The following is a 20,913-nucleotide window of genomic DNA, read 5'->3' as shown; positions in this document are numbered from 1 at the left end:
AACTTCAACAGGAACATGAAAAAATGAGATTATGAAATTTGACGCAATTATTCTAGGATCGGGACAGGCAGGAAATCCGCTTGCAGCAAGTTTGGCTAAAAATGGCCAAAAAGTAGCTATAGTTGAAAAAGGAAAATTTGGAGGTACCTGTGTAAATACAGGCTGTACACCTACCAAATCCTACATCGCCAGCGCAAGAAGGGCTTTTGTTACCAAAAACAGCAGCAATCATGGCGTTGAAGTGCAGGGCGATGTAAGTATTAATCTGAAACAAATAAAAAAACGTAAAGAAGAAATTATAGGGGAATCCAGGTCCGGGATTGAAAAAATGCTTGAAGAAAATGAGCAAATAAGCGTTTACCGCGGAATTGCAAACTTCAGAGATAACCATAGTTTAGAAGTAAACGGAGAGGTGATTTCCGCAGAAAAGATTTTTATAAATACCGGGGCCCGTTCCAGGATACCTTCAGAATTTGAAAATATTCACTATTACACGAACGAAGGAATGCTGGAACTGGAAGAAATCCCGGAGCACCTCATCATCGTTGGCGGAGGCTATATAGGCCTGGAATTTGCCCAGATGTTCAGGCGCTTTGGCAGCAAAGTAAGTATCCTGGACCATGGCAGCAGGTTAATGAAGCAGGAAGACGAAGATATTTCAGAAGCCATTAAAGATATTCTCGAAAAAGAAGACATTAAAATTTATTTTAACGCCAAAATAGAAGAAGCTACAGCAAATAAGACTGAGGTATTCATTAATATAAAGGGTTCCGAAGAAAAAATAAGCGGCTCACACCTGCTCGTAGCCACAGGAAGAATTCCTAATACGGATAACCTGGGACTGGAGAATACCGATGTTGAGCTGGACGAGAAGGGATATATTAAGGTAAATGAGCAGTTGCAAACATCAGTCCGGCATATTTGGGCTTTGGGAGACTGCAATGGCGAAGGTGCTTTTACGCATACCTCTTTTAACGATTACCAGATTGTAAATGACCATCTCTTCGGAAATTCAAGCAGGAAACTCTCTGACCGCTTTACCTGTTACGCGGCGTATATTGATCCACCTCTGGCGCGCGTGGGAATGAATGAAAAAATGATAAAAGAAAAAGGCATAAAGGCGGAAATTGCCAGCATGCCCATGAATAAAATCTCTCGGGCTAAGGAAATGGGAGAAACTGAAGGGATATTAAAGATCTACATTGAAGCAGCAACTAAAAAAATCCTCGGCGCCAGCTTTCTCGGGACCAGGGCAGATGAATATATTCACGGCATAATAGACGCCATGTATGCGGGCACGCCCTACACCACCATCAGGGATGCCGTCCATATCCATCCCACGGTAAGCGAATTGATCCCCAGCATGCTGGAATCTCCTGAAAAACTGGAATTATAGGAGCTTTTCGGCTAAAGCTGTTATAGAAGGTTTTTGTAGATCCGGTTTCTTCGCTAAGGGATAAAGGCTTTTCCCGGCTCTTTCAATAAAGGCGGTTTGTAAACCGGCATTTTTCGCACCAGCAATATCCCAGCCATGTGCTGCCACCATCATCGCATTTTCTGCGGAAGTACCCGTTTGCTCAAGCACAAAGTTATACGTGGATGCATGCGGTTTATATTTTTTCACTACTTCTACGCTCCAAATGTGCTCAAAAAACTGGTCTATCTTAGCGAATTTCAGCTGCTCCGTTGCAACCGATGGTTTACCGTTAGTGAGTGCCACCAGCGTTAAACCTTGCTTTTGCAATATTTCAAGGCCCTTTGCCACATCGGGATAAGGAGGAAGTCGCTTTACCGGCTCCAGGACCTCCTTTATTTCTTCTTCGGAAAAGAAAAAATTCCATTTTTTAGCTAACATTTGAAACGTAGCTGCGGCCACTTCAGAAAAATCATGATATTCCCCGGTAATAGTTTCCACTAAAGAATATTGGAGCAGCATCGGGAACCAGGCATCAAAGGCATTTTTGTTCTCCAAAGCAGCATTCACCGATTCTTTGAGCGGGCTCATGTCCAATAGTGTCTCATTTACATCAAAAATCAGTAACCGCGGTCTCTTATCCATGTTTTTGTTCTTTTAGTTTTGCTGAAGAATTCCAGTCTTTATAGAATCGTTTAAGGCTGTTAGCTGAAAAACCGATATGGTAAAGCCCTACCAGAAAAACGTCCAGAAAAAACTGCTTTACCGGCCCGGCTTCTACAAACCTTCTTGCTGAAGTTACCACCCCAAAGGGTAATTTTACAAATTTTCCTTCCCGCTTCAGCCGAAACTGTATCTCGATATCTTCCATAAAAGATAAGGGTTTGTATCCTTTAATCTTTTTAAAAACAGAATGACGGATAAAAATCGCATGGTCCCCATAAGTAAAAAAAGAACTGTTGATCTTGCTAAGTCCAGTATAAAAAGATAAAATCCAGTGCTTATGGTCAAACTTCAGGAAAAAACTGCCACCTGCAAGGGACTTATTTGCCATAACGGCTTCTATTTTAAGAAGTGAATTCTCTGGTAAAAAAGTATCGGCATGTAAAAACAGGAGAATTTCACCTTTCGCCATTGCAGCCCCGGCATTCATCTGGTGGCTCCTTCCTTTCCTGGAAATACAGGTCTTTACTTCAGGAAATGAACCAACAATCTGCATAGTTGCATCATTACTCCCGCCATCTACCACAATAATTTCAAATTCCCCATGTAGGGAAAGCGTGTGTTTTAAAACCTCAGCAATATGAGAAGCTTCGTTGAGAACAGGAATAATTATGGAAATCATCTTTTTCCAAATTTATAGAAACCCCGGGCAATTTTTTTCATCCAGGGTTTCAGGTCTTTCAGGATCCTGTTCCTTACCACGATCTTGTGCATATTTGCTGCCGTGGGATAAGGATAAATTTTATCCATAAGTTGTTTTATGGTGATTCCGGCGGAATTTGCCAATACCAGCTCCTGGAAAATTTCTCCCGCACCAGGCGCCAGGATACTCCCACCAAGGACCTTGGCAGAAGCTGAATTGAATTTCTTCTTTTCAATAAACAGCAGTATTTTCCCATCCTGAAAGTTGGCAGTCACCGCTCGGTCGCTTTCCCTAAAGTCATTTTCCAGGCGCTCATAGGGAATTTCCTTTTCTTTTAGCTGTTCTTCGCTCCATCCAAAGGTGGCCACTTCTGGATCTGTAAAGGTTACCCAGGAAAAATGACTAAAATCGAGTTTTTTCTTAACCGGGGAAAGGAAATTGTTCAGCAACAACATATTGTGCATTTCTGCCGCGTGGGAAAATTTCATGTTGCCGGCGGCATCCCCACTTACAAAAACATTTTTATTGGTGGTTTGAAGCTTCCTGTTGAGCTTGATCTTATTTCCATCGGTTTCTATTCCCGCGGCTTCCAGATTAAGATCATCAAAATCTAATTCCCGCCCCAGCCCCATAAAAACAGCATCTGCAGGAATTTCCTTTTTTTCTCCACCTGATGTTTTTATTACTGCTTCGGAAGAGGAAAGAATTTCTTCAATTTCGGCATTCAGAAGAAAATCAATATTCTCCTGCTCCAGTTTTTTCTGAAGTGCATTGCTGATAAACGGATCTTCCTTTTTTAAAATACTACTGCTCCTGTCAATTATTGTAACCCTGGAACCAAGCCTGGAAAATGCCTGCCCCAATTCTATACTTACCGGCCCGGCCCCTAAAAAGATAAAATTTGCAGGCAAAGAGGCAAGCTGGAAAACATCTTCATTTGTATAGCAACTAATGAGATCCGCACCTTTAATATTAATTTTCCTGGGAGAAGAGCCGGTGGCGATAACAATGTTTTTTGCCCTGTAATTTTTCTCATTAATTTCGATACTGCTACGGGAAATAAACTTAGCTGTGCCCAGGATAATGTGCAAACCCTTCTTCCGCAGATAATCTGCATTTTCGTGCTGCCGTATAACTTTCTGCCTTTGCCTCACATACTCCATTATCTTTGGCAAACTGATTTTCCCATTTACTTCCAGTCCAAATTCCTGTGCCTTTTGAGCCTGGTGTATTGTTTTCGAGGCATTTATGAAACTTTTACTGGGAACGCAGCCGGTATTAAGGCATTCTCCTCCAATTTTTTCGGAAGTTTTATCTATGAGCAAAACTTTAAACCCAAACTCCAGCATGCCCATCGCAATGCCAAGGCCGCCCGAGCCGGATCCAATAACAATAAGATCATATTTCTTTTCCTTCATCGGGACTATGGTTACTAACTCTACCTATTGATCAGCCGAACCTGCTTAAAACATCAATATCTGCCAAATTTTTGGGCGCAACTAAATCTTAAACAACTATTCATATTGATAAAAAAAGCCGGTTTACAAATAGAAACCGGCTTTAAATCATTCTTCTACAAAAGAGTTATTTTAGTCTGCATCGCGATATTCAAACTTTTGGCCACCTACAGAAACTCCTGCCATGGCACCGGCTTTTGGCATTATTGCAACACCAACACCATCCTGAAAATCTACAGATTTAGACCTGCCTTTTTCAATAATTACGGCGGAAGCATTCGCGGTTAACTCATAGTCCCCACTTTTAAAGTCTTCCAAGGCCGAGTCTGTTTGAAAAAATATTACTTCCCTGTAAGCTTTTCCTCCAATCTGAAATCCTATATCCAGTTGTTTCATTTCGGTGTAACCTTCCACGGTTCCGTTGTCATAAAGCACCCCGTTACCGGACGCTCCTCCCAGGATGTAAGCTCCTTTTCCTACATTAGGAAAAATAGCGTAACCCGCAGAAGTCTGGAACATTTCCTGCAAATCTGGTTGCGCCTCTATCATCGCTTCCTGCGCTTTTTGGGCATCATTTACAAGTTTGTCTGGCGAGGTGGACATAGAACCACAGCCCGTGATCCCCAACACCATTAAGAACAACATTGGTATAGATAGTTTCTTGGCAATTGTTTTCATAATAAAATTATTTTTGGTTTCAGACGAATTTAAAAACCATATACCGCGAATCCTGTTAACCAATTGTTATTTCACGAAAGTTTAGCGTCTTCCAGGACTAATTTTCGGCACGATATTCAAATTTTTGTCCTCCTACCGAAATTTCGATCATTGCACCTGCTTTAGGCATGGTAACAATTGCCCTTCCTTCTTTAAAAGTTATGCTTTTTGCCTCTCCTTTTTCCAGAATAACCGCTGAAGCACTTCCGGACAAACTGTATTCGCCGTCTTTAAACTCTTCCAATTCATCCTGAGTCTGGAAAAGTATGGCCTGCCGGTATGCCTGGCCTCCAAACTGAAGCCCAATATTTACCTGTCTTAATTCAGCAAATCCCTGCACTTCTCCGTTTTCGAACAGCACACCGTTTCCCGCGGCTCCCCCAAGAATATAAGCTCCCGCGCCAACATTAGGAAAGATCACATATCCTGCTGCCTTTTCAAAAAGGTCTCCCAGGTTTTCACTATTCTGGATAAAGGCGGCTTTGGAATCTTTCGCATCATTAATCAGTTTATCTTTCTTATCCTGATTTACGATCGCTTCGGAATCATCATCGGTTTGCGCGCTCATTAGCCCCGTGAAAAAAATCAGGCCTAATACCAGTAAATTCCTGTACAGTTTTTTCTTAAATGTTCTCATTTCAATATGTTTTTGGATTTTACTTCAAGTTAAAAACCCCGGAACTGAAATGCTGTTAAGCTTCTGTTATTTTAGAAGATACCAGAAAAAAAGCCGCATCGGGACGATACGGCCATTAAAGTTGTAGCCTCACCAGGGATATACAACCCCTCATGGAGAGTCCAATATTACTAGGATTAACCTTATTAATCTTCAAAATGTTGACGATCTGCGAACTTTTATCACTGATTTTGAACTTGTAATCTCAAAAATAAATAATTTAATCCAAACAAGATGTATATACACTCAAAGTGTTACTTAGTAAGTAAGAGAATATTCCCTATCAACACTTTTAATAGCCCCCATTCGTAACTGCCTCGTTGAAGAACCGGAAATTTCCGGACAAAGTGTTTCGCATATGGAGCAGAACAAGCCCTTGGAAGATGATAAGCTGGAACGGGTGGCCAAGGCGTTGGGTGTTTCTAAAAAAGCAATAGAGAATTTAGCGAGGAAAAATCTTCAACAAGATCTAAAAGGACTCCGAAGGAACTACCATTAATGTCAGCCCAATCTTTAAATACAATTGTACCTTTGATCCGCTTGATAAGCTTTTAGAAGTTTATCAAGAAAACAAATATTTTACGAGCGCGTGGGGTAAGCTGAGAAAGTCAAGGTTTCGTATTTGGAGAAGCTGAAAAAAATAAAATCCCCTCCATGGGTTGTTGTCTTCTTTAGGAACTGTAAATGCATAAACTATAACTTCACTTAATAATACTTATTTATGCAAATAATCTTAGAAAATTTTTAGTGACCCTTACGGTAAAACTCGAACCAATTAATAGAATACTTAAGTAGTGGATATGTTGGCTTCAAAGAAAAACTCAAATTATTATTTAATGTTGTTTTCTCTGGGGTCGGGTAAACGATCAGATCTGCTAAGATGCTCTTTATTGGTATTTAAGCTCCCGTTAGGACGGTTACGTTGGTGGAAGGCAATCCGCTGAGGGTAGTAATAACCATCTCCCTAAGAAACAAGAAATAATAATAAAATCAGTTTTTAATAAATTCCTCCATAACCGGCATTTGCTGTTGCCATAATTGGTAATAATTTTCTTGTTTTTCAAAAAGTTCTAAGTGGTTTCCTTCTTCTATGACTTTGCCCTCTTCTAACACTACAATTTTATCGGCATTAACCACGGTACTCAACCGATGGGCAATTAAAATTATTGTCTTCTGCTGACTACGAAGTTCATCTATAGTATTTTGAATATAATTTTCTGAAGAGCTATCCAAAGAGGAAGTTGCTTCATCCAAGACTAATATCTCCGGTTGTTTATAAAGAGCCCTGGCTATAGCAATACGTTGTTTTTGACCACCTGATAAAGTTGCGCCATTTTCCCCTAAATAGGTGCCGAAACCATTAGAAAGTTTTTCTACAAATTCTAAGATACCAATACTTTTACAAATATGAATAATCCTTTCCATATCTGGCTCAAACTCACCAATTGCAATGTTTTCTACAACATTTCCCGCAAACAGATCAATTTTTTGCGGCACTACCGATACCAATTTACGAAGACTTCCATTCTCAATATAATTTAAATCTGAATCTCCGATGAGAATATTTCCTTTTTGGATAGGGTAGAGATTTTGGAGTAAAGAAATTAATGTAGATTTTCCCGAACCGCTTTCCCCTACAATGGCGGTTATTTTTCCGTGTGGGATTTTTAAGTTGAAATTTTTATAAACTTCTACCCGTGATCCATATCTAAATGCCACATTTTTAAAATGGATGTCCCCAATATTTTCTTTTTTAAGTTCCATTTTGTTCTCAGATTCTTCCCTTTCCAAATCCATAATTTCAAATAGCCTGTCCGCAGCGATCAAAGCGTTTTGGATCTGTTTATTGGCTCCAATCAGTTGAGCCACAGGCCCAGTTAAATAGCCAACTATGGCATAAAAAGATAAAAGCTCCCCCGGAGTGATTTCCCTCGCAATCACATAATAAGAACCCGCCCATAAAAGGATAATTGTAAACAACCGGGCAATAAATTGCGAACTGGAACCGGAAAATACACTATTGAGGGCCGACTTATACCCCACATGCAGCAGATTAACAAATCTGGTTTCGGTCTGAATATTGGCAAAATCTTCCAGACCAAACCTTTTTACAGTTCCTACGCTGTTCAGGGATTCAACGAATTGGCTTTCCAGATCAGCAGATCGTTCCATAATTTTACGCTCCGTTTTCTTATTAAGCCTGTTGGTGACAAAATAAATAATAGTGTAAAATGGTATAATCAGCAACATAATAGCCGCGAGTTTCCAGTAATAAGCAAACATGAGCGCGAATGAAAAAACGATAATCATTATATTTACCGTTAAATTAAGTGCCACGCCGTTGATAAAATTCCTGATCTTCACTGCGTCGTTGATACGGGATATAATTTCACCCACGCGCATGGTGTCAAAAAACTGCTGCGGAAGCTTCAGGAGGTGTTTGTAATAACCTAAAATAAGCCTTACATCTATTTGCTGCCCCGTTTTGATTAAAAAGATGTCTTTGAAGACACTAATTATTACTTGAAGCCCTAACAGAATAAGCATTATCACACTTAAAAGGTTGAGTAAATTAGTGTTACCTCCTACCAAAACATAATCGGTGATTTTTTGAATATAAATAGAAGTGGAAAATCCCAGTAAGGTATAAATAACGGCTCCAACAAACGCCTGGACCAATACAAATTTATGAGGTTTTAGCAGAAACCAGAAACGTTTAAAAACTGATACTTTCTGATTACCGCTGGAGAATGGCTCATCTGGTAACAACAATACCAAAACACCCGTCCATTCTTTTTTAAATTCTTCATGGGATTTCTTGTGCATTTTCCCATCCCCGGGATCCATGACTTTAACATGGCTTTTTGTTACCTCATAAATTACAATATAGTGTTGTAACCTCTCCTTTACTATCACATGGGCTATAGCAGGTTTGGGTATTTTAAATAGACTGTCGAAATCTCCCCGCACCCCTTTAGCTTCAAAACCTAATTTTTGAGCTGCTTCCAGTAAGCCAAGGACATTGGTGCCTTTCTTATCGGTACTTGCGTATTGCCTGACCCTGGCGATAGGGATTTGTAATTTGTAGTGTGCGGATATAGAAGCCAGACAGGCCGCTCCACAATCTGTGATATCATGCTGTTTGATAGTGGTTTTTGCCAAAATAGGTAATTTATGTTAGGATGGCAAAGTAGAAATGTTTACTGCAATTAATATGCGGAGAACCTGGAATTATCATACAATTAAAAAGAGGTTAAACTCTACAGCTTAACCTCTTTTTGTGATCCAATTGAGTACTAATTGTTGGGAGTCAAAGTATCAACTGGGTTATAAGGGCCAGTTCCCATTTTAGTAATGTCGATAATCTACATGATGAAAATTACACCTTTAAGGCCTGAGTGCTACTCCAATAAAACGAAAAGATATTATTGCTGACCTTACTGCTGATCCTATTGCATATCCTAGGCTGTATGAGCCAGGAGCCGCTTCTGGAGAATCACTTCCACCGTTTATTGTAATTAATTCATTATGGTTAAGATTTTTCATAATATTGTTTTAAGTTTTAAACTGTTTTTTATAAAGATTCGTTTTAGAATTAATGGGGGTTGTTCCATCCATGAAATGCATTTTCTAGGAAATAAAAAAAAGCACTTATTAAAATAGTAATTGAAACTATAAGACCAAAAATCTCTATATAATTTAAAGATTTCAGTTTTCTGAAAATTTTTGAAAGCCCCATCTTATACTGCTGGTTCATTTCCAATGAGGCCATCCCAAATACCTCTATAAATGCTAAATTTTGTTCTAATTTCCCAGTCCAAAAAATCCTTGATGGGGCCTCCGCCAGATATCGCTTTTATCTCAGAGGGTTCTAATTCTCGTAAATGTAAATTTTTCATGTTGTAGTTTATTTAAAAAATTATCTTGGATTATTCCACCCGTGTAATGCTTGTTCAGCAGCATAGTCTATTGCGGCACCTACTGCAATAATAGCTGATGCAGCCCCAATAATAGTCAATATTCCAATTGCACCACCTTCGATTTCCTTTGTTTCAATATAACTTAATTCTTCAACTCCTACTAAATTTCTCATAATTAAAAATTTTTAAGTGATTAAACGGTAATTTCCAAAACAATCATTATGCGCATATTTTTGTTTTGATATTGCTAATATACTTTTGGTCACCGCACAATCCTTGCAGGGAGTTTTTTTCCTGTAAAAAATAAGAGCCTGCAAAAATTTCTGTTAGCTCATTATTGGAGATAACTGATACGGAAATATTTACATTAAGCTGAAAATCTTTACAGTAATAGTAAGTTTTGCTTTTCCGGCTGTAACAAATAGAAGCTTCCAAGTCTTTTAGCTGTTCCAATAGGTTATATACCAATCTTTCGCTAATATTCATTTTTTCTGAAAGTTCACCGGGAGTACCGGTGTTTTCCGCTTTGATCATCTCGTGGAGGTGTTGCAGCCTTTCCAGGTTTTTTAAAGTTTTCATAGGTTAAATATTTAGGTGTAGTTTGGATTCTCTAATTTTATGTGTTGGCAGGGTTTAGCCAGTCATCAACATTGTCGTATAATAATTGGTATAGGGAGCGTTCTGCTAAGATAAAGCGCGCGTTAAGGGTCATTCCCTTTTTTATTTTTCCTTCCACCCCATTCTTTAAGCTTAGATGCTCTTGTTTTATAAGGCACCGGATTTTAAAGACCGGTTTATTTTCCGATAGCTCAATATCTTTGCTAATTTCTACGATTTCACCATCTGCCAAGCCCCACTGGTTATAATTATATGCATCAATTTGGAAGATCACCCTTTTCTTCGGGTCTATGAGCCCAATATCTGCAGGGCTTATATAGCATTCGGCTATTAGATTAGTGTCGGGAGATATTTCTGAGATTTTGGTGCCTGGGGATATATAACTGCCCTTGCTGAATTGGGTTGTATTCATCAATACCCCGGAAGTGGGAGCGGTTATATAGAAATGAGATTTGTTTTCTATAAGTTGATTTCTGTTACTGTATAATTCCTCTAAAGCATCTTTATAAGTAATCAAATCTTTTTGCCATGAATTTTTCTGCTGTTTTTTAAATGAAGAGATATCGCTAAGTGCCAGATTGTATTCAGCTTGTATGGATTCAAATTCTGCCGCAGCGATCACCCCCTTTTCAAATAAAGATTTGTTCCTTTCAAAATTTAACTGGAGTTGTTGCAAACGGGTTTGCAGTTTTCTTAGCTTCTGTTTGTACTCCAGAAAATCAGCTTGATATTTAGCCGATTCTACATCTCCAAAATTGATATTTGTCCTGCTCGCCAATTTTTCCAGATCTCTAATAAATAGTTCTAACTCTTTGGATTGTGAATTCGAATATTCTAGTTGCTCGTCTATAATTTTGCTTTCAATAATCAACAGCGTATCACCTTTAATCACTTCTTTATTATCTTCTAAAGCAGAAAACTGGATACGCCCTGCGTTTATAGTGGAAACTATAATACGGTCTTTAGCGGGTTTTACAATCCCGGCCGAGGAGGTATATACATCAACATTAATAAAAGGAAGGGATATTAAAGCAACCAGTATGGCAATCAAAAATATGCTATAAATAATCTTGCTCTTTATAGTATGCCTGAACTTGAAAACTTCAGCCGTGTTTTCAATAATTTCTTTTGGAAATATTTTCATTTGTCAATAATGATAAAAAGGATATTCGCAGGAAAAAATCGTGCGGACGTTTAATTTTCCGAGCAAACCAGATCTCGAACAGCGATGGCTGTTGTGAGGAAGCTTTAAATCCCCCTATAGTTTTTGAAAGAACAACAATCTCACTGGGAATTGAAACACATGAGGTAATACACAAACATCCTCCCAGGAGCATAATTTTAAAAATACTCATTAAACCTTGATTTCAATTGCGACGCAATTTCTATAGAATCCATAAATGAGTTAAAAAATCAACCATACAATATTTATGGTTCAACCGTAATATTTCATGAAAATTGGCAGTAAATGTGCTTAAAATTTTACACTAAATCTATTCTTAGTTTTTAGTCGCTTAATACCTCCACAGAAACTAGTAATAAAAGACGTAAAATAGTATCCCGAAACTGTTCGGTCTAAAGCAGTAGACCCTCAACGAAGAAATGGGCATATAAGCAAAGTGGTTCCAATATTAAGTGGAGTACGACTATTGGAGGATCTATTACAACGTATCTTTTAAGCTTTTGCCGGGTCCCTGAAAGGACTCCTTATTAATAAGGAAACTGAAAATGTTTTGACCAGGAGCTTTTAAAGAGTGAAGGGATACTTAAAGCCATGGATCCGGATGGTTTTAGTCTTTGGAAACCTCTAATAGCACATAAGATTGACTTCTAATTGGTTCCGTTCCTGGTGCACCAACTTCAAATTTTACATAAATTCTATCTTCATCCCTGTAAACATTGTTTATCTTGATTTCACTACAGCAAAAATTTTCCGTTTCTGAAATAACAATTATGAGTATCTTATTTTCAAAATCAAAATTAAGCTTTCTAAATTCTTCTGATTGCTCAAAATTAACACGTTCCATCTGATCAACTAGAACGCTCCATCCAGATCTGTTTTCATAATCCAAGTATGTTTCATTAATGCTCTCATCTTCATTAACACTGAAGTGTCCTTTTTGAATTATCGTGTATGGTATAATTCTGTCCTCCATAGACACTGGATTATCATTATTACAGCCATATAGAAGGGTTGTAATTATTAATGCTATCACTATCTTTTTAAATTTCATAATTAAGAATTTAAGTAATTTCTGCCCATCATAAATATCAGGATAGAAAAAGTTTCCAACTATTCTGAAACAAGGAATCTCCATTTATTTACGGAAACCAAGTCATAATAGTTCATTTTGTTTGAACAATGCTTTTGAATATTCTAACTCGATATAAATAAACCGATCTTTATATAGAAGTACAAAGATCGGTTGAAGAAAAGAGTATTAGTATTATGTCCATGTTTGAGAGTAACCTTTCAAACCTAAATTTAATGGAAAAATCACGGAAGATGTACCATAAGTTGTATTCATTCCAACTTTAACAAAGAAGTAGTTCATTCAACTGGGTCAATATTGTCTGATATTGGGGTAGTGTCAAAATCAAAATCTTTTAAATTAAATTCATGGGACATTTCAGCTATTACTACAAAAACCCTAACTGTCTTGCTTTTTCAATTAATGCCAAATCACCTCCTTTATCCAGACCAAATACCTCCCGCATATTTTTCTTTCTCTTCTCTATAGCAGCTAAAGAAAGCGGAACAATATCTTCAAGTTCTTTGGTCCTTACTCCCTTGGAGAGATGGTAGAGAATGCTCCTGTCATTATTATCCAAAGCTACATCCTGTACAATTTGTTTTCTCAGAAGTAATCTTATCGTTTGACTATAATGAATTCGGTCATCCAAAAGATCCTTAAAAGCTATTTTTAAATCTTCAGGAGAAACGTCGCTTTTGATTAAAAATGCCTCGGGGTTTATAGTACGCAGAATATTATATAACCTATGGTTTTCATTATGCATTGTCATCACAACGATTTTTGATTCCGGTGAAATTTCGCGGATTTTAACTCCCAATTCATCACCTGAAAAAATTCCCAGCGTTTCAGCAACAGGCAGGCTTATATCAAGAAAAATAAAATGATAAGGTGAGTTTTGTGCTTTTGATATTTCAATACTCTGGTAGGCCTCTTCAATATTCCTGCGTTTTTCAATAAATAGCTTCAGATCACCATCCTCCATATCTTTAAGAATATTTTCATAGCTATCAGCAATAATTGGATGGTCATCAATAATTAAAACTTTTATTTTTTTGCTCATACTACTATGTTAATGGTATTTCCAATTCTATTTTAGTTCCTTCCTCTCCGGAGTTAACTTTCAACTTCCCGCCCAAATCTTTTGCTCTGGATTGCATATTAGAAAGCCCTATACCTTTTGCACTTTTTTCCGTATCAAAACCACATCCATCATCCACTACTTCCATTTCTAACGATTTATCTGCTATACTAAAAGATATGAAAACATTGCTTGCCTGTGCGTACTTAATTATGTTTGAGAGAGACTCCTGTAAAATTCTATATACATGAATTTTAACCTTATTTGCTATTTCATCCCAGTTTATATCATCCCCTAGAATTAATTCGCCCTTGAAGTTACCTAATTTTTGTTTTTCCTCCCAAAGCTCGTGTAGGATTTGAACAAAGCTTACTCCGGATTCAAATTTTGCAGAATTTAATTTATGGGAAACCTCCCGAATATCATTCTCTACGGCCTTCATTTCTTTAATAAATTCTTTTCTCTTTGATTTTGATTCCGGATCTTCTTTATCCTGCAGCATTTCCAGGCTCAGCCTAATTCCAAAAAACTTACTTAAGATACCATCATGTAATTCAGCAGATATTCTGCTTTTTGCTTCATTTTTTGCCTGCTCCACTTTATCTTGGGAAGTCAATAAGAGATTATAAATTTCTTCATTTGCAGCCTGTTGTACCCTCTGAAGTTGCAACTCTTTATTTTTAGCCTTCTGATCCCTTATTATATATAGGAGAATAGCAATTAAAAAGAAGCCTGAAGCTCCAGCAATTATCCATTTTCTTTCAGCTGTTAAATTTTCATTTTCTTCAATAAATTCATCTGTTTCAAACCTTATTCTGGCAAACTTATTACGAATAGATCGCTCTTCCTTTTGTAAACTATCACTTAGATCAATATATTCCTCTAAGTAACTTTTTCCATTTTCAGCATCTATTTCAGATAAAAGAAGTAGAGCAGATAAAATATCTCCATAACTCTTAGAAGATTTGGCTAAAGATAAAGCTTCATTAGCATGTATGTAAGCATTCACAGTATCTTTAGTTGAAGATAAATATTCAGCATAATGAAGGTTGTTTATTACTAATCCAGCCGTATGATGAATACTATCCCTTACACGTAGTGAGTGTAAAAGTAATTCCTCTGAGTTTTGGGGATTTCCATTTTTAAAATGGGTATATCCAAGATTATCCAGGAGCATTGCATATAAACGGGGATTTTTTTCTAATAGATTTCCAGTAGTAAGCGCCTCTTCAAACTTTTTTATAGCTGCAGAGTATTGTGCTTGATTCTCATAAACAACTCCAATATTGTTTAAAGCATTTGCTTCCTTGATAGGATCTTCTAATTCTTTTACATATTCCAGAGCTTTTTTATGATACTGAAGTGACTTGTTGTAATCCTCAAGTTCATTAAAGATAATTCCTAAATTGTTATAAGCACTATATAATAAATTAGATTTACCTAAAGGTTTTAATAATCTTAAGGCATTAGCTGTATTTACTTCTCCACCAATGTAATCCTTCACCTTTGTTTGCATTATTGCCATATTTAGCAACATTTTTCCTTGAAGAAGGTCTTTATTTAAGAATGAATACAATTTTTCAGATTCGCTATAATAGTAGTAAGCACTGTCAATTCGATCATGCTCATAATAAAAACTTGCTAAATCCCAGAAGGCTTCAGCTATTTTTGCACTATCCATCTGCTGATGTGAAATTCGTACAATTCTTCTATTCCAAGTTCGAAAGTTTACCGAATCTTTATTTAGATAGTAATCATAGGAAATTTTATAAATAACCGATCTCTTTAAAGAATCATTTTTAATAGAATTTATTTTCTCTATTGATTGTGTTTCCAAAAAGTAAGATAAACTCACTTTATTTTCAAGGTAATTATAAAATATTTCGTTTTTCCCATTTACATTTTCCACCTTATCTGACCTTACTCTCTCATTATTACAGGAAGTGAAGATTATAAATTGTAAAAATAGATATGCATTAATTAAATTTTTCAGAATATTTTTTTTATAAAACTAAGCATAATTATAATGTCAAAAAGCCTAAAAAGTAATACTATTTAATAGCAATACTTTTTAGGCTTTAATCTATGATTAATCATCTTTTCCTACTGGTTCATTTCCCTGATCTCCCGTATCTCCGAAAGTTTGGGTAGTTATATTTGAATCTTTATCATCTGGTATTTCCTCTGGTTCACAAGCATAGATTGATACTGATAAAAGCAATAAAGATAATAGACGTAGTGTAATTTTCATTTGGAAAAATTTTTAAGTTTGACATTAACAGATGCCGGTAAACCGGTCTGCTTTAAAATTTTTCCAGGCCTGGATTAAAACTACCTTTTGTTAAAGGCGGCTTAAAAGAATTCTTAATTTATGTTAACGGTGTAAATTTAGGTGAGTTCCTCTTTTTCTCTGGTGCTAAAAGGATAAGAAGTAGTGAATGACCCAATTACAGGAGTAGCTGTAATGATTTGAAGGGTAAGTAGTTTAATCTGGAGAAATAATATTATCAGCGGTTAATTTGGACTTTACCATTTCTACATTTTTCTTATAAGATTTAGAGAAAGGTAGCTTGATATTCGAATGCAGGTAAACCTTGTTTTTACCAAAATTTATCCTGGTGACTTTCTCGGTGTTTATCACATAACTGTTATGGATACGAACAAAATTTTCGGGCAGCAATTCTTCATAATATTTAAGGGTTTTAAACCCCGGCACTTTATAGATTGAAGAAAGATGAAAATCTGTATTGTTGTTATCCGCCTGCATATAGATCACCTCACTTAAATCGAGAAAATGATAATCGGAATAAGATTTAAGACAAATTTTACGAGTTTCGGATTTATTGTTGTTCCGGCGATATTTAACCAGGGTTTTCACCACCTCTACCGGCGCTAAAGGCTTTAAAAGATAATCCACAAAACCGTTTTTCAAAGCTTCATAAGCAAAGCCTTTTTTGCCGGAAACCCCTATAAAAGAAGGTAATTCAGGAAGGTACTGATGGAGTTCTGCAATAAAATTTAAAGGAATATCCGCTGAGCTGTAACTATCAAAATCAACAAATACCAGGTTTGGAGGATTTTTAAGTATTACCTCGTAAGCCTCATTGTTGGAGATAGCATCTCCTAGCAGCAGGTAATCCGGGTAATTCTGTAAAGCACCTTTTACCTCTCCTACGGCCTCTTCATTTCCCCCGAGAATAGCGTATGTTATCATATATAGCTTTAAAGCAGGGGAGGAAGCCCCTATCCGGCTTCCTCCCCATCCTAACTATCTAACATTAACTAATCAATAAAGATAATTTAGAGCAACTTCATCATAGTACCCGAAGTTCCCATCTTCGTTAGCACTAAAACATGCGAGCATTACGGAGTTAGCATCATATCCTGTGGGGGTATTAGGAATATGCACTGCTCCATCGGGGCTGGCGGATTCACCGGACTGACCGCAACTCTGCCTGCTAAACCAATCGGTATGTCTTAGTCCTACCGAATGACCGACTTCATGTGTCAGCACATGTTCGTTTGTAGCCGTACTATAGCCTTCCATTCCAGAAAATATCTGTACATATTTGTATGGATTCCCGTTGCTTGGAAAACCGGCTACTCCTCCTGCTTCCCCATTGGAATTTTGATAAACCACGATATCATATGGCTGATAGTTGGTTCCAAAAGTCAGGGTGAAATTCAATCCTATATTCAGAGCGTTATAGTTATTGATTGCTCTTTGCAGGGCGCTTCTTTGCTTAGAAGTCAGGCCCTGACCTGAATTGGCAGTAAATCCAATTACATTAATTGTTCTCGGGCTGGAAACCAGGTTGTACGTGCGATATTGTTTACTTGAAATATTTTCAGTACTCATTTTAGAAAGCTGAGCGGGATCCATAAGGATATCTCCTTCGATAAGTAAAGATTCTTTAGAGGATCCGTCGGGCAGCAGGAAATCGATAACTTCCACATTTTCCTTATTGAAATGAAGCTTTGCGATATCATCTAAAGTTTCTTTCGAAAGCTTCGTCTCTTTTAATGAAGATGATTCCGCAGGCTCTTGCGTAACAGTATCTTCTTTTTCACAAGAAGAAAACAAGGCTGCCATTGCTAACATTCCGAGGTAAATTTTTGATTTTTTCATAAGTAGGTTTTGATTAATAATACTTCATAAAACTATATGTTTTGCAATGGCTTAGCCAGAATTCAACCCTACTAAAAATATGGTTTCCCGTAATTAACATTTTCACCCGAAGGTGCTTTACATGCTCTCTGAGAAAGTAAAACTTAAAATCAGGTTTGAAAAATATTTTCAATATCTGTAAATATTTCATCAAAGCATTTTTTCAAAATTTCCTGAGGAACATTTTCCCTATCAAACAGAGACCTCTTGATCTTTTCCAGCTTAAAATCCATAACCTTTTCCTCCCCATCCGCATACACCACGAACTCTCCCGGCTTCAAAGAAAAAAACCGGCTTGCCCTGATTTTGAACACTTCCCGCTCTCCCGTAGTAACACGGGTATCAAAGTCAAGGCTATGGCTACGATTTACACTGGTCGTAGGTTGTTTTACCAGTTCAAAAAAGCGTTCATAGTACCTGGCCGTATCGGGATCATTGGCCTTTCCAAAAAACTGGTAAGAGAGGTTGCTTAAAATAGCCTTGCTCGCCTTTTCCCCGTATATCAGGTCGTTCTGGATCTTATCCTGCATCACGTAAAGGGTAGCGATGTCATAACTTCGAAGTGTCGCCGGAACCCGGTGCATATTTAATAACCTGATGGTAGGTGCTTCTTCCATCAGCACAAATGAAGATTCACGGTTGCGCGTACACATTTGTTTGATCACGGTATGCATGATGGTGGCGATAATTGGAGAATACGCGGAATCATACTTGGGATTGTTCACCACGGAGATTACCGCAGGATTTTCGGGGTTATTAATATCCAGGGGCACTTGATCCCCGGAGAGTACGTAAAAGATCTTTTCGGTGGTAATTTTCTTAAGGGCGTTGGCCAGGGTACTTTTTACCCCGGCGGTTTGCCTTTCGGAATTCTTGCCCTGGATAAAAGCACTGGCCATCGCTTTGGAAGTCTGGTTCCCGGAGAGAAAAGCAATCAGGCTATCGGTATCCAGCAGCTGGTATATGGCAATCAGGTGCGGCAGCGTACAATATTCCGGGTAATCCGTGCGCAGGCGCCAGATAATCCCTCCTAGCAGTCCTTCCACGGCATCATTAAAGAATTTGGAAGAACCGAAGCTGCCGTTTTCTTTCTGTTCCAAAAGGTTTTCCAGTAATACCCTGGAGACCTCATTGACGCTTTCCTCGTTGGGCAGGTAACGCGGTGCGATTGGATTTACCCGGTGGACGATCTTATCAAAAGATATGATATAGAAAGGAATGTCTCCATCCTTAAATAATGGGTAAGCCATCTCGGTCAATTCAAAATCCTTATAATCATGGATGATCCCGGAGAACTTATACCTGCGGAAATGCTGCAAAAAAGGGTAGACCACGCTCTCTGTTTTCCCGCTGCCGGCAGCCCCGATAATAGAAACCCCGCGTCGCACATTGGCAATAGAGAACCTGCCACTGGCAGTTTTAAATTTGACCCTATACTTCTCCCCTGCCTTTTCCTCAAAGGTTTCCTTTCCGAAGAACACGTAAAGGGCGACATTGATCAGGAGCAACGGACATCCGTAACAGATGATCAATCGCAGTTGTTCCCCTTGCGGGTAGCGAAAATTTAACAGCCACAATAGCAATCCCAGCAGCAAAAGGTTTAGCCAGAAACCATATTTCGAATATTTATGAAGGGCCAGAAAGCCTCCCCCGGCAAAACACCAAAACGCCAGGACCACCAAAGGATGAAAAAGATTAATTAACATAACGATTAATTTATATTCCGATTGAACCTGATTTTAAAGCGATCTCCACTCCCCGCTTTAAGCTTTTAAAAGTTTTTAAAGCCAGCTGCACCTTACTGGTGGGAATGGAAGGCACATTTGGTAAACCTGTAGCACGAAGCATTTGGAATGCGATTCGTTTTTCTGAAGTGGGTAATTTTGTTAATTGATGCAGGTAGCTTTTAGGCTGCTGCAGAAACATCTTCCGGGCCTTGTAGGATTCCACAAAATTCCTCCGGTAACCGAATTGGCGGTCAAACACTTTTTCTGCCTGTTTAAAAAAATGATCCCGGTCAAATCCTCTTTGCACCATTTTTCCGTTCATCATTACCTCGGAAGCTTTGTACTTACTGCCCGGGGAGAGGCTATAGCGGTTGGAGGCATCTTTACGACTGATGATAATATGAATATGCGCCTGGTTGCCTTCCTTGGACATGCCCTGGATAATCCGCTGCCCGTTTAGCTGGTGCGGTGCTTCCCATTCCAGCTTATCGATTTGCTGTTGCAGGGATTTAAGATCCCCGGTACTTTCGCCCTGCTGGATACGCCGCATCTCGTTTTTAAGCTTCAGGATGCGGGTGGCATACGGCTGGTTTTCTTTGATCTTCCAGTCTGTTCCCTTGTAGGTTCGCTGTGTTTCAAGCTTGGCAAAATATTTCAGGTCATTTACATTCACCGGTCTTCCGTCGATTTCCCGGTTAAAAGATGCTGCGTAGGCTTTCATGACTTCCCGGGTATATTCCTTAAGCTGATTTTTGGATTGTAATTGTTTCAGCTCGTAGGCACTGGGATTTAAGGTAATGGAATAGAACTTCGGCTCCGAATTTTTAAGTTTCGCAGTATTGGCGTCGATTTCCTGAATGACGGTTTCTGGTGTTACCTGGTCTTCTTCCTGGTTAAAAAAGAATTCCTGCGCTTCCGGGGATTTGCCTTCATTTTCCTTTTCCAGATAGCTGACAAACCCGCTGCTGCTTTTGGGAAAGGAACCCCCGGTTTTCTGTGGAGAGATAGTGATGTACATGAGCTAAATATTTAATTATTTGATTTCTTTTCACGAAACTGCACCGGTTCCTCTTTTGCCTGGAACTTCTTTTCTTTGAACTTGGGCTGAGAAGGCGTGTGTTCCTCTTCAAATAAAGATTGCAACATCAGGGCGGTAGGTTTAGTCTGGTTTTTTTCGATACTACGCACGATGGCGATCAGGGCGTCGATACGTTTTTTAACCAGGCGTTCCAGGGTCTGCATATGCGGTCCCATATGCTCTTTAGGAGAAAGCTTATTGGTCTCAAAAAATTCCAGCATCAGCAGAAGGGTCATCGATTGGGAGCACCCCAAATGCCTGGCATATTTTCTGAATTTCCGACCTACCGAAGCTTTAAGCTTAAAGGTTTCAAAAGGCTCTTTTTTGTGTGAGGTATCCATTTTTTAGTAAAAATTCGAACGGAAACTGTGGGCTGCCGGCCTTTTTTAGTAAAAAACCAGTTTCTTATCTCTGTACCGGGCACTTATAGTTAAACTCA

22 protein-coding genes are annotated in these 20,913 nt (G+C 38.3%); 2 read left to right on the top strand and 20 right to left on the bottom strand.

Features of this window, described 5'->3' with window-relative positions:
- Positions 1–31 precede the first annotated feature (31 nt).
- Entirely contained in the window at positions 32–1,396 is a 1,365-nt protein-coding gene (locus RM553_RS05230; RefSeq protein WP_311533905.1) for a mercuric reductase, read from the top strand.
- Here the strand turns inward: RM553_RS05230 and RM553_RS05225 are convergent.
- The 5 genes from RM553_RS05225 to RM553_RS05205 form a co-directional block, all read right to left on the bottom strand.
- Positions 1,391–2,059 (bottom strand): haloacid dehalogenase type II, encoded by a 669-nt coding sequence (locus tag RM553_RS05225; protein WP_311533904.1) that lies wholly within the window; start codon positions 2,057–2,059, stop codon positions 1,391–1,393. The genes RM553_RS05230 and RM553_RS05225 overlap by 6 nt on opposite strands.
- Positions 2,052–2,759 (bottom strand): TIGR04283 family arsenosugar biosynthesis glycosyltransferase, encoded by a 708-nt coding sequence (locus tag RM553_RS05220; RefSeq protein ID WP_311533903.1) that lies wholly within the window; start codon positions 2,757–2,759, stop codon positions 2,052–2,054. The genes RM553_RS05225 and RM553_RS05220 overlap by 8 nt, the downstream gene beginning before the upstream one ends.
- The gene (locus tag RM553_RS05215; RefSeq protein ID WP_311533902.1) at positions 2,756–4,198 is read right to left on the bottom strand and encodes a dihydrolipoyl dehydrogenase family protein; all 1,443 of its coding nucleotides are present in this window, start codon (positions 4,196–4,198) and stop codon (positions 2,756–2,758) included. The genes RM553_RS05220 and RM553_RS05215 overlap by 4 nt, the downstream gene beginning before the upstream one ends.
- Positions 4,199–4,369: 171 nt before the next feature.
- Positions 4,370–4,915 carry a lipid-binding SYLF domain-containing protein gene (locus tag RM553_RS05210; RefSeq protein WP_311533901.1) on the bottom strand — a complete coding sequence of 182 codons (546 nt, stop codon included), beginning with the start codon at positions 4,913–4,915 and terminating at the stop codon, positions 4,370–4,372.
- A 97-nt stretch (positions 4,916–5,012) separates the two neighbouring features.
- Complete coding sequence (locus RM553_RS05205) at positions 5,013–5,591, bottom strand: lipid-binding SYLF domain-containing protein (RefSeq protein WP_311533900.1); 579 nt, start codon at positions 5,589–5,591, stop codon at positions 5,013–5,015.
- A 397-nt stretch (positions 5,592–5,988) separates the two neighbouring features.
- Between RM553_RS05205 and RM553_RS05200 the strand changes: the two genes are divergently transcribed.
- Complete coding sequence (locus RM553_RS05200) at positions 5,989–6,129, top strand: hypothetical protein (RefSeq protein WP_311533899.1); 141 nt, start codon at positions 5,989–5,991, stop codon at positions 6,127–6,129.
- A gap of 491 nt (positions 6,130–6,620) precedes the next feature.
- Here RM553_RS05200 and RM553_RS05195 read toward each other — a convergent pair whose 3' ends face one another.
- The 15 genes from RM553_RS05195 to RM553_RS05125 all read right to left on the bottom strand — a co-directional run bounded on the left by RM553_RS05195 (position 6,621) and on the right by RM553_RS05125 (position 20,815).
- On the bottom strand, positions 6,621–8,792 hold the full coding sequence (locus tag RM553_RS05195) for a peptidase domain-containing ABC transporter (protein ID WP_311533898.1): 2,172 nt from the start codon (positions 8,790–8,792) through the stop codon (positions 6,621–6,623).
- A 225-nt stretch (positions 8,793–9,017) separates the two neighbouring features.
- A complete protein-coding gene (locus RM553_RS05190; RefSeq protein WP_311533897.1) occupies positions 9,018–9,176 on the bottom strand; it encodes a hypothetical protein in 159 nt (52 codons plus the stop codon).
- A 194-nt stretch (positions 9,177–9,370) separates the two neighbouring features.
- A complete protein-coding gene (locus RM553_RS05185; protein ID WP_311533896.1) occupies positions 9,371–9,529 on the bottom strand; it encodes a hypothetical protein in 159 nt (52 codons plus the stop codon).
- A 20-nt stretch (positions 9,530–9,549) separates the two neighbouring features.
- On the bottom strand, positions 9,550–9,723 hold the full coding sequence (locus RM553_RS05180; RefSeq protein ID WP_311533895.1) for a hypothetical protein: 174 nt from the start codon (positions 9,721–9,723) through the stop codon (positions 9,550–9,552).
- Between the two features lie 46 nt (positions 9,724–9,769).
- On the bottom strand, positions 9,770–10,129 hold the full coding sequence (locus RM553_RS05175) for an HTH domain-containing protein (RefSeq protein ID WP_311533894.1): 360 nt from the start codon (positions 10,127–10,129) through the stop codon (positions 9,770–9,772).
- Between the two features lie 37 nt (positions 10,130–10,166).
- The gene (locus tag RM553_RS05170) at positions 10,167–11,312 is read right to left on the bottom strand and encodes an HlyD family secretion protein (protein ID WP_311533893.1); all 1,146 of its coding nucleotides are present in this window, start codon (positions 11,310–11,312) and stop codon (positions 10,167–10,169) included.
- A gap of 646 nt (positions 11,313–11,958) precedes the next feature.
- A complete protein-coding gene (locus tag RM553_RS05165; RefSeq protein ID WP_311533892.1) occupies positions 11,959–12,402 on the bottom strand; it encodes a hypothetical protein in 444 nt (147 codons plus the stop codon).
- Between the two features lie 406 nt (positions 12,403–12,808).
- Positions 12,809–13,483, bottom strand: a complete 675-nt coding sequence (locus tag RM553_RS05160; RefSeq protein ID WP_311533891.1) for a response regulator — start codon at positions 13,481–13,483, stop codon at positions 12,809–12,811.
- Between the two features lie 4 nt (positions 13,484–13,487).
- Positions 13,488–15,410 (bottom strand): tetratricopeptide repeat-containing sensor histidine kinase, encoded by a 1,923-nt coding sequence (locus RM553_RS05155; RefSeq protein ID WP_311533890.1) that lies wholly within the window; start codon positions 15,408–15,410, stop codon positions 13,488–13,490.
- A gap of 180 nt (positions 15,411–15,590) precedes the next feature.
- A complete protein-coding gene (locus RM553_RS05150; protein ID WP_311533889.1) occupies positions 15,591–15,752 on the bottom strand; it encodes a hypothetical protein in 162 nt (53 codons plus the stop codon).
- A 234-nt stretch (positions 15,753–15,986) separates the two neighbouring features.
- Positions 15,987–16,715, bottom strand: a complete 729-nt coding sequence (locus RM553_RS05145) for a LytR/AlgR family response regulator transcription factor (protein ID WP_311533888.1) — start codon at positions 16,713–16,715, stop codon at positions 15,987–15,989.
- 72 nt (positions 16,716–16,787) lie between these two features.
- Positions 16,788–17,630, bottom strand: a complete 843-nt coding sequence (locus RM553_RS05140; RefSeq protein ID WP_311533887.1) for a M57 family metalloprotease — start codon at positions 17,628–17,630, stop codon at positions 16,788–16,790.
- Positions 17,631–17,779: 149 nt separating this feature from the next.
- Positions 17,780–19,375, bottom strand: coding sequence for a type IV secretory system conjugative DNA transfer family protein (locus RM553_RS05135; protein ID WP_311533886.1), 1,596 nt, complete (start codon positions 19,373–19,375; stop codon positions 17,780–17,782).
- 10 nt (positions 19,376–19,385) lie between these two features.
- Positions 19,386–20,414 carry a MobB family relaxase gene (gene mobB, locus RM553_RS05130; protein ID WP_311533885.1) on the bottom strand — a complete coding sequence of 343 codons (1,029 nt, stop codon included), beginning with the start codon at positions 20,412–20,414 and terminating at the stop codon, positions 19,386–19,388.
- 11 nt (positions 20,415–20,425) lie between these two features.
- Complete coding sequence (locus RM553_RS05125; RefSeq protein ID WP_311533884.1) at positions 20,426–20,815, bottom strand: BfmA/BtgA family mobilization protein; 390 nt, start codon at positions 20,813–20,815, stop codon at positions 20,426–20,428.
- Positions 20,816–20,913: the final 98 nt, after the last annotated feature.

The sequence above is a fragment of the Autumnicola tepida genome (genome assembly GCF_031846485.1).
Lineage (GTDB): Bacteria > Bacteroidota > Bacteroidia > Flavobacteriales > Flavobacteriaceae > Autumnicola > Autumnicola tepida.
This window is presented reverse-complemented; position numbering and strand designations above follow the sequence as displayed.

Bases quoted from the DNA above. Each gene is read 5' to 3' on its own strand.
- mobB (WP_311533885.1), bottom strand. From the start codon at position 20,414: ATGTACATCACTATCTCTCCACAGAAAACCGGGGGTTCCTTTCCCAAA.
- RM553_RS05185 (WP_311533896.1), bottom strand. From the start codon at position 9,529: ATGAAAAATTTACATTTACGAGAATTAGAACCCTCTGAGATAAAAGCG.
- RM553_RS05150 (WP_311533889.1), bottom strand. From the start codon at position 15,752: ATGAAAATTACACTACGTCTATTATCTTTATTGCTTTTATCAGTATCA.
- RM553_RS05145 (WP_311533888.1), bottom strand. From the start codon at position 16,715: ATGATAACATACGCTATTCTCGGGGGAAATGAAGAGGCCGTAGGAGAG.
- RM553_RS05225 (WP_311533904.1), bottom strand. From the start codon at position 2,059: ATGGATAAGAGACCGCGGTTACTGATTTTTGATGTAAATGAGACACTA.
- RM553_RS05140 (WP_311533887.1), bottom strand. From the start codon at position 17,630: ATGAAAAAATCAAAAATTTACCTCGGAATGTTAGCAATGGCAGCCTTG.
- RM553_RS05165 (WP_311533892.1), bottom strand. From the start codon at position 12,402: ATGAAATTTAAAAAGATAGTGATAGCATTAATAATTACAACCCTTCTA.
- RM553_RS05230 (WP_311533905.1), top strand. From the start codon at position 32: ATGAAATTTGACGCAATTATTCTAGGATCGGGACAGGCAGGAAATCCG.
- RM553_RS05160 (WP_311533891.1), bottom strand. From the start codon at position 13,483: ATGAGCAAAAAAATAAAAGTTTTAATTATTGATGACCATCCAATTATT.
- RM553_RS05220 (WP_311533903.1), bottom strand. From the start codon at position 2,759: ATGATTTCCATAATTATTCCTGTTCTCAACGAAGCTTCTCATATTGCT.
- RM553_RS05175 (WP_311533894.1), bottom strand. From the start codon at position 10,129: ATGAAAACTTTAAAAAACCTGGAAAGGCTGCAACACCTCCACGAGATG.
- RM553_RS05205 (WP_311533900.1), bottom strand. From the start codon at position 5,591: ATGAGAACATTTAAGAAAAAACTGTACAGGAATTTACTGGTATTAGGC.
- RM553_RS05170 (WP_311533893.1), bottom strand. From the start codon at position 11,312: ATGAAAATATTTCCAAAAGAAATTATTGAAAACACGGCTGAAGTTTTC.
- RM553_RS05190 (WP_311533897.1), bottom strand. From the start codon at position 9,176: ATGAAAAATCTTAACCATAATGAATTAATTACAATAAACGGTGGAAGT.
- RM553_RS05180 (WP_311533895.1), bottom strand. From the start codon at position 9,723: ATGAGAAATTTAGTAGGAGTTGAAGAATTAAGTTATATTGAAACAAAG.
- RM553_RS05215 (WP_311533902.1), bottom strand. From the start codon at position 4,198: ATGAAGGAAAAGAAATATGATCTTATTGTTATTGGATCCGGCTCGGGC.
- RM553_RS05135 (WP_311533886.1), bottom strand. From the start codon at position 19,375: ATGTTAATTAATCTTTTTCATCCTTTGGTGGTCCTGGCGTTTTGGTGT.
- RM553_RS05125 (WP_311533884.1), bottom strand. From the start codon at position 20,815: ATGGATACCTCACACAAAAAAGAGCCTTTTGAAACCTTTAAGCTTAAA.
- RM553_RS05210 (WP_311533901.1), bottom strand. From the start codon at position 4,915: ATGAAAACAATTGCCAAGAAACTATCTATACCAATGTTGTTCTTAATG.
- RM553_RS05200 (WP_311533899.1), top strand. From the start codon at position 5,989: ATGGAGCAGAACAAGCCCTTGGAAGATGATAAGCTGGAACGGGTGGCC.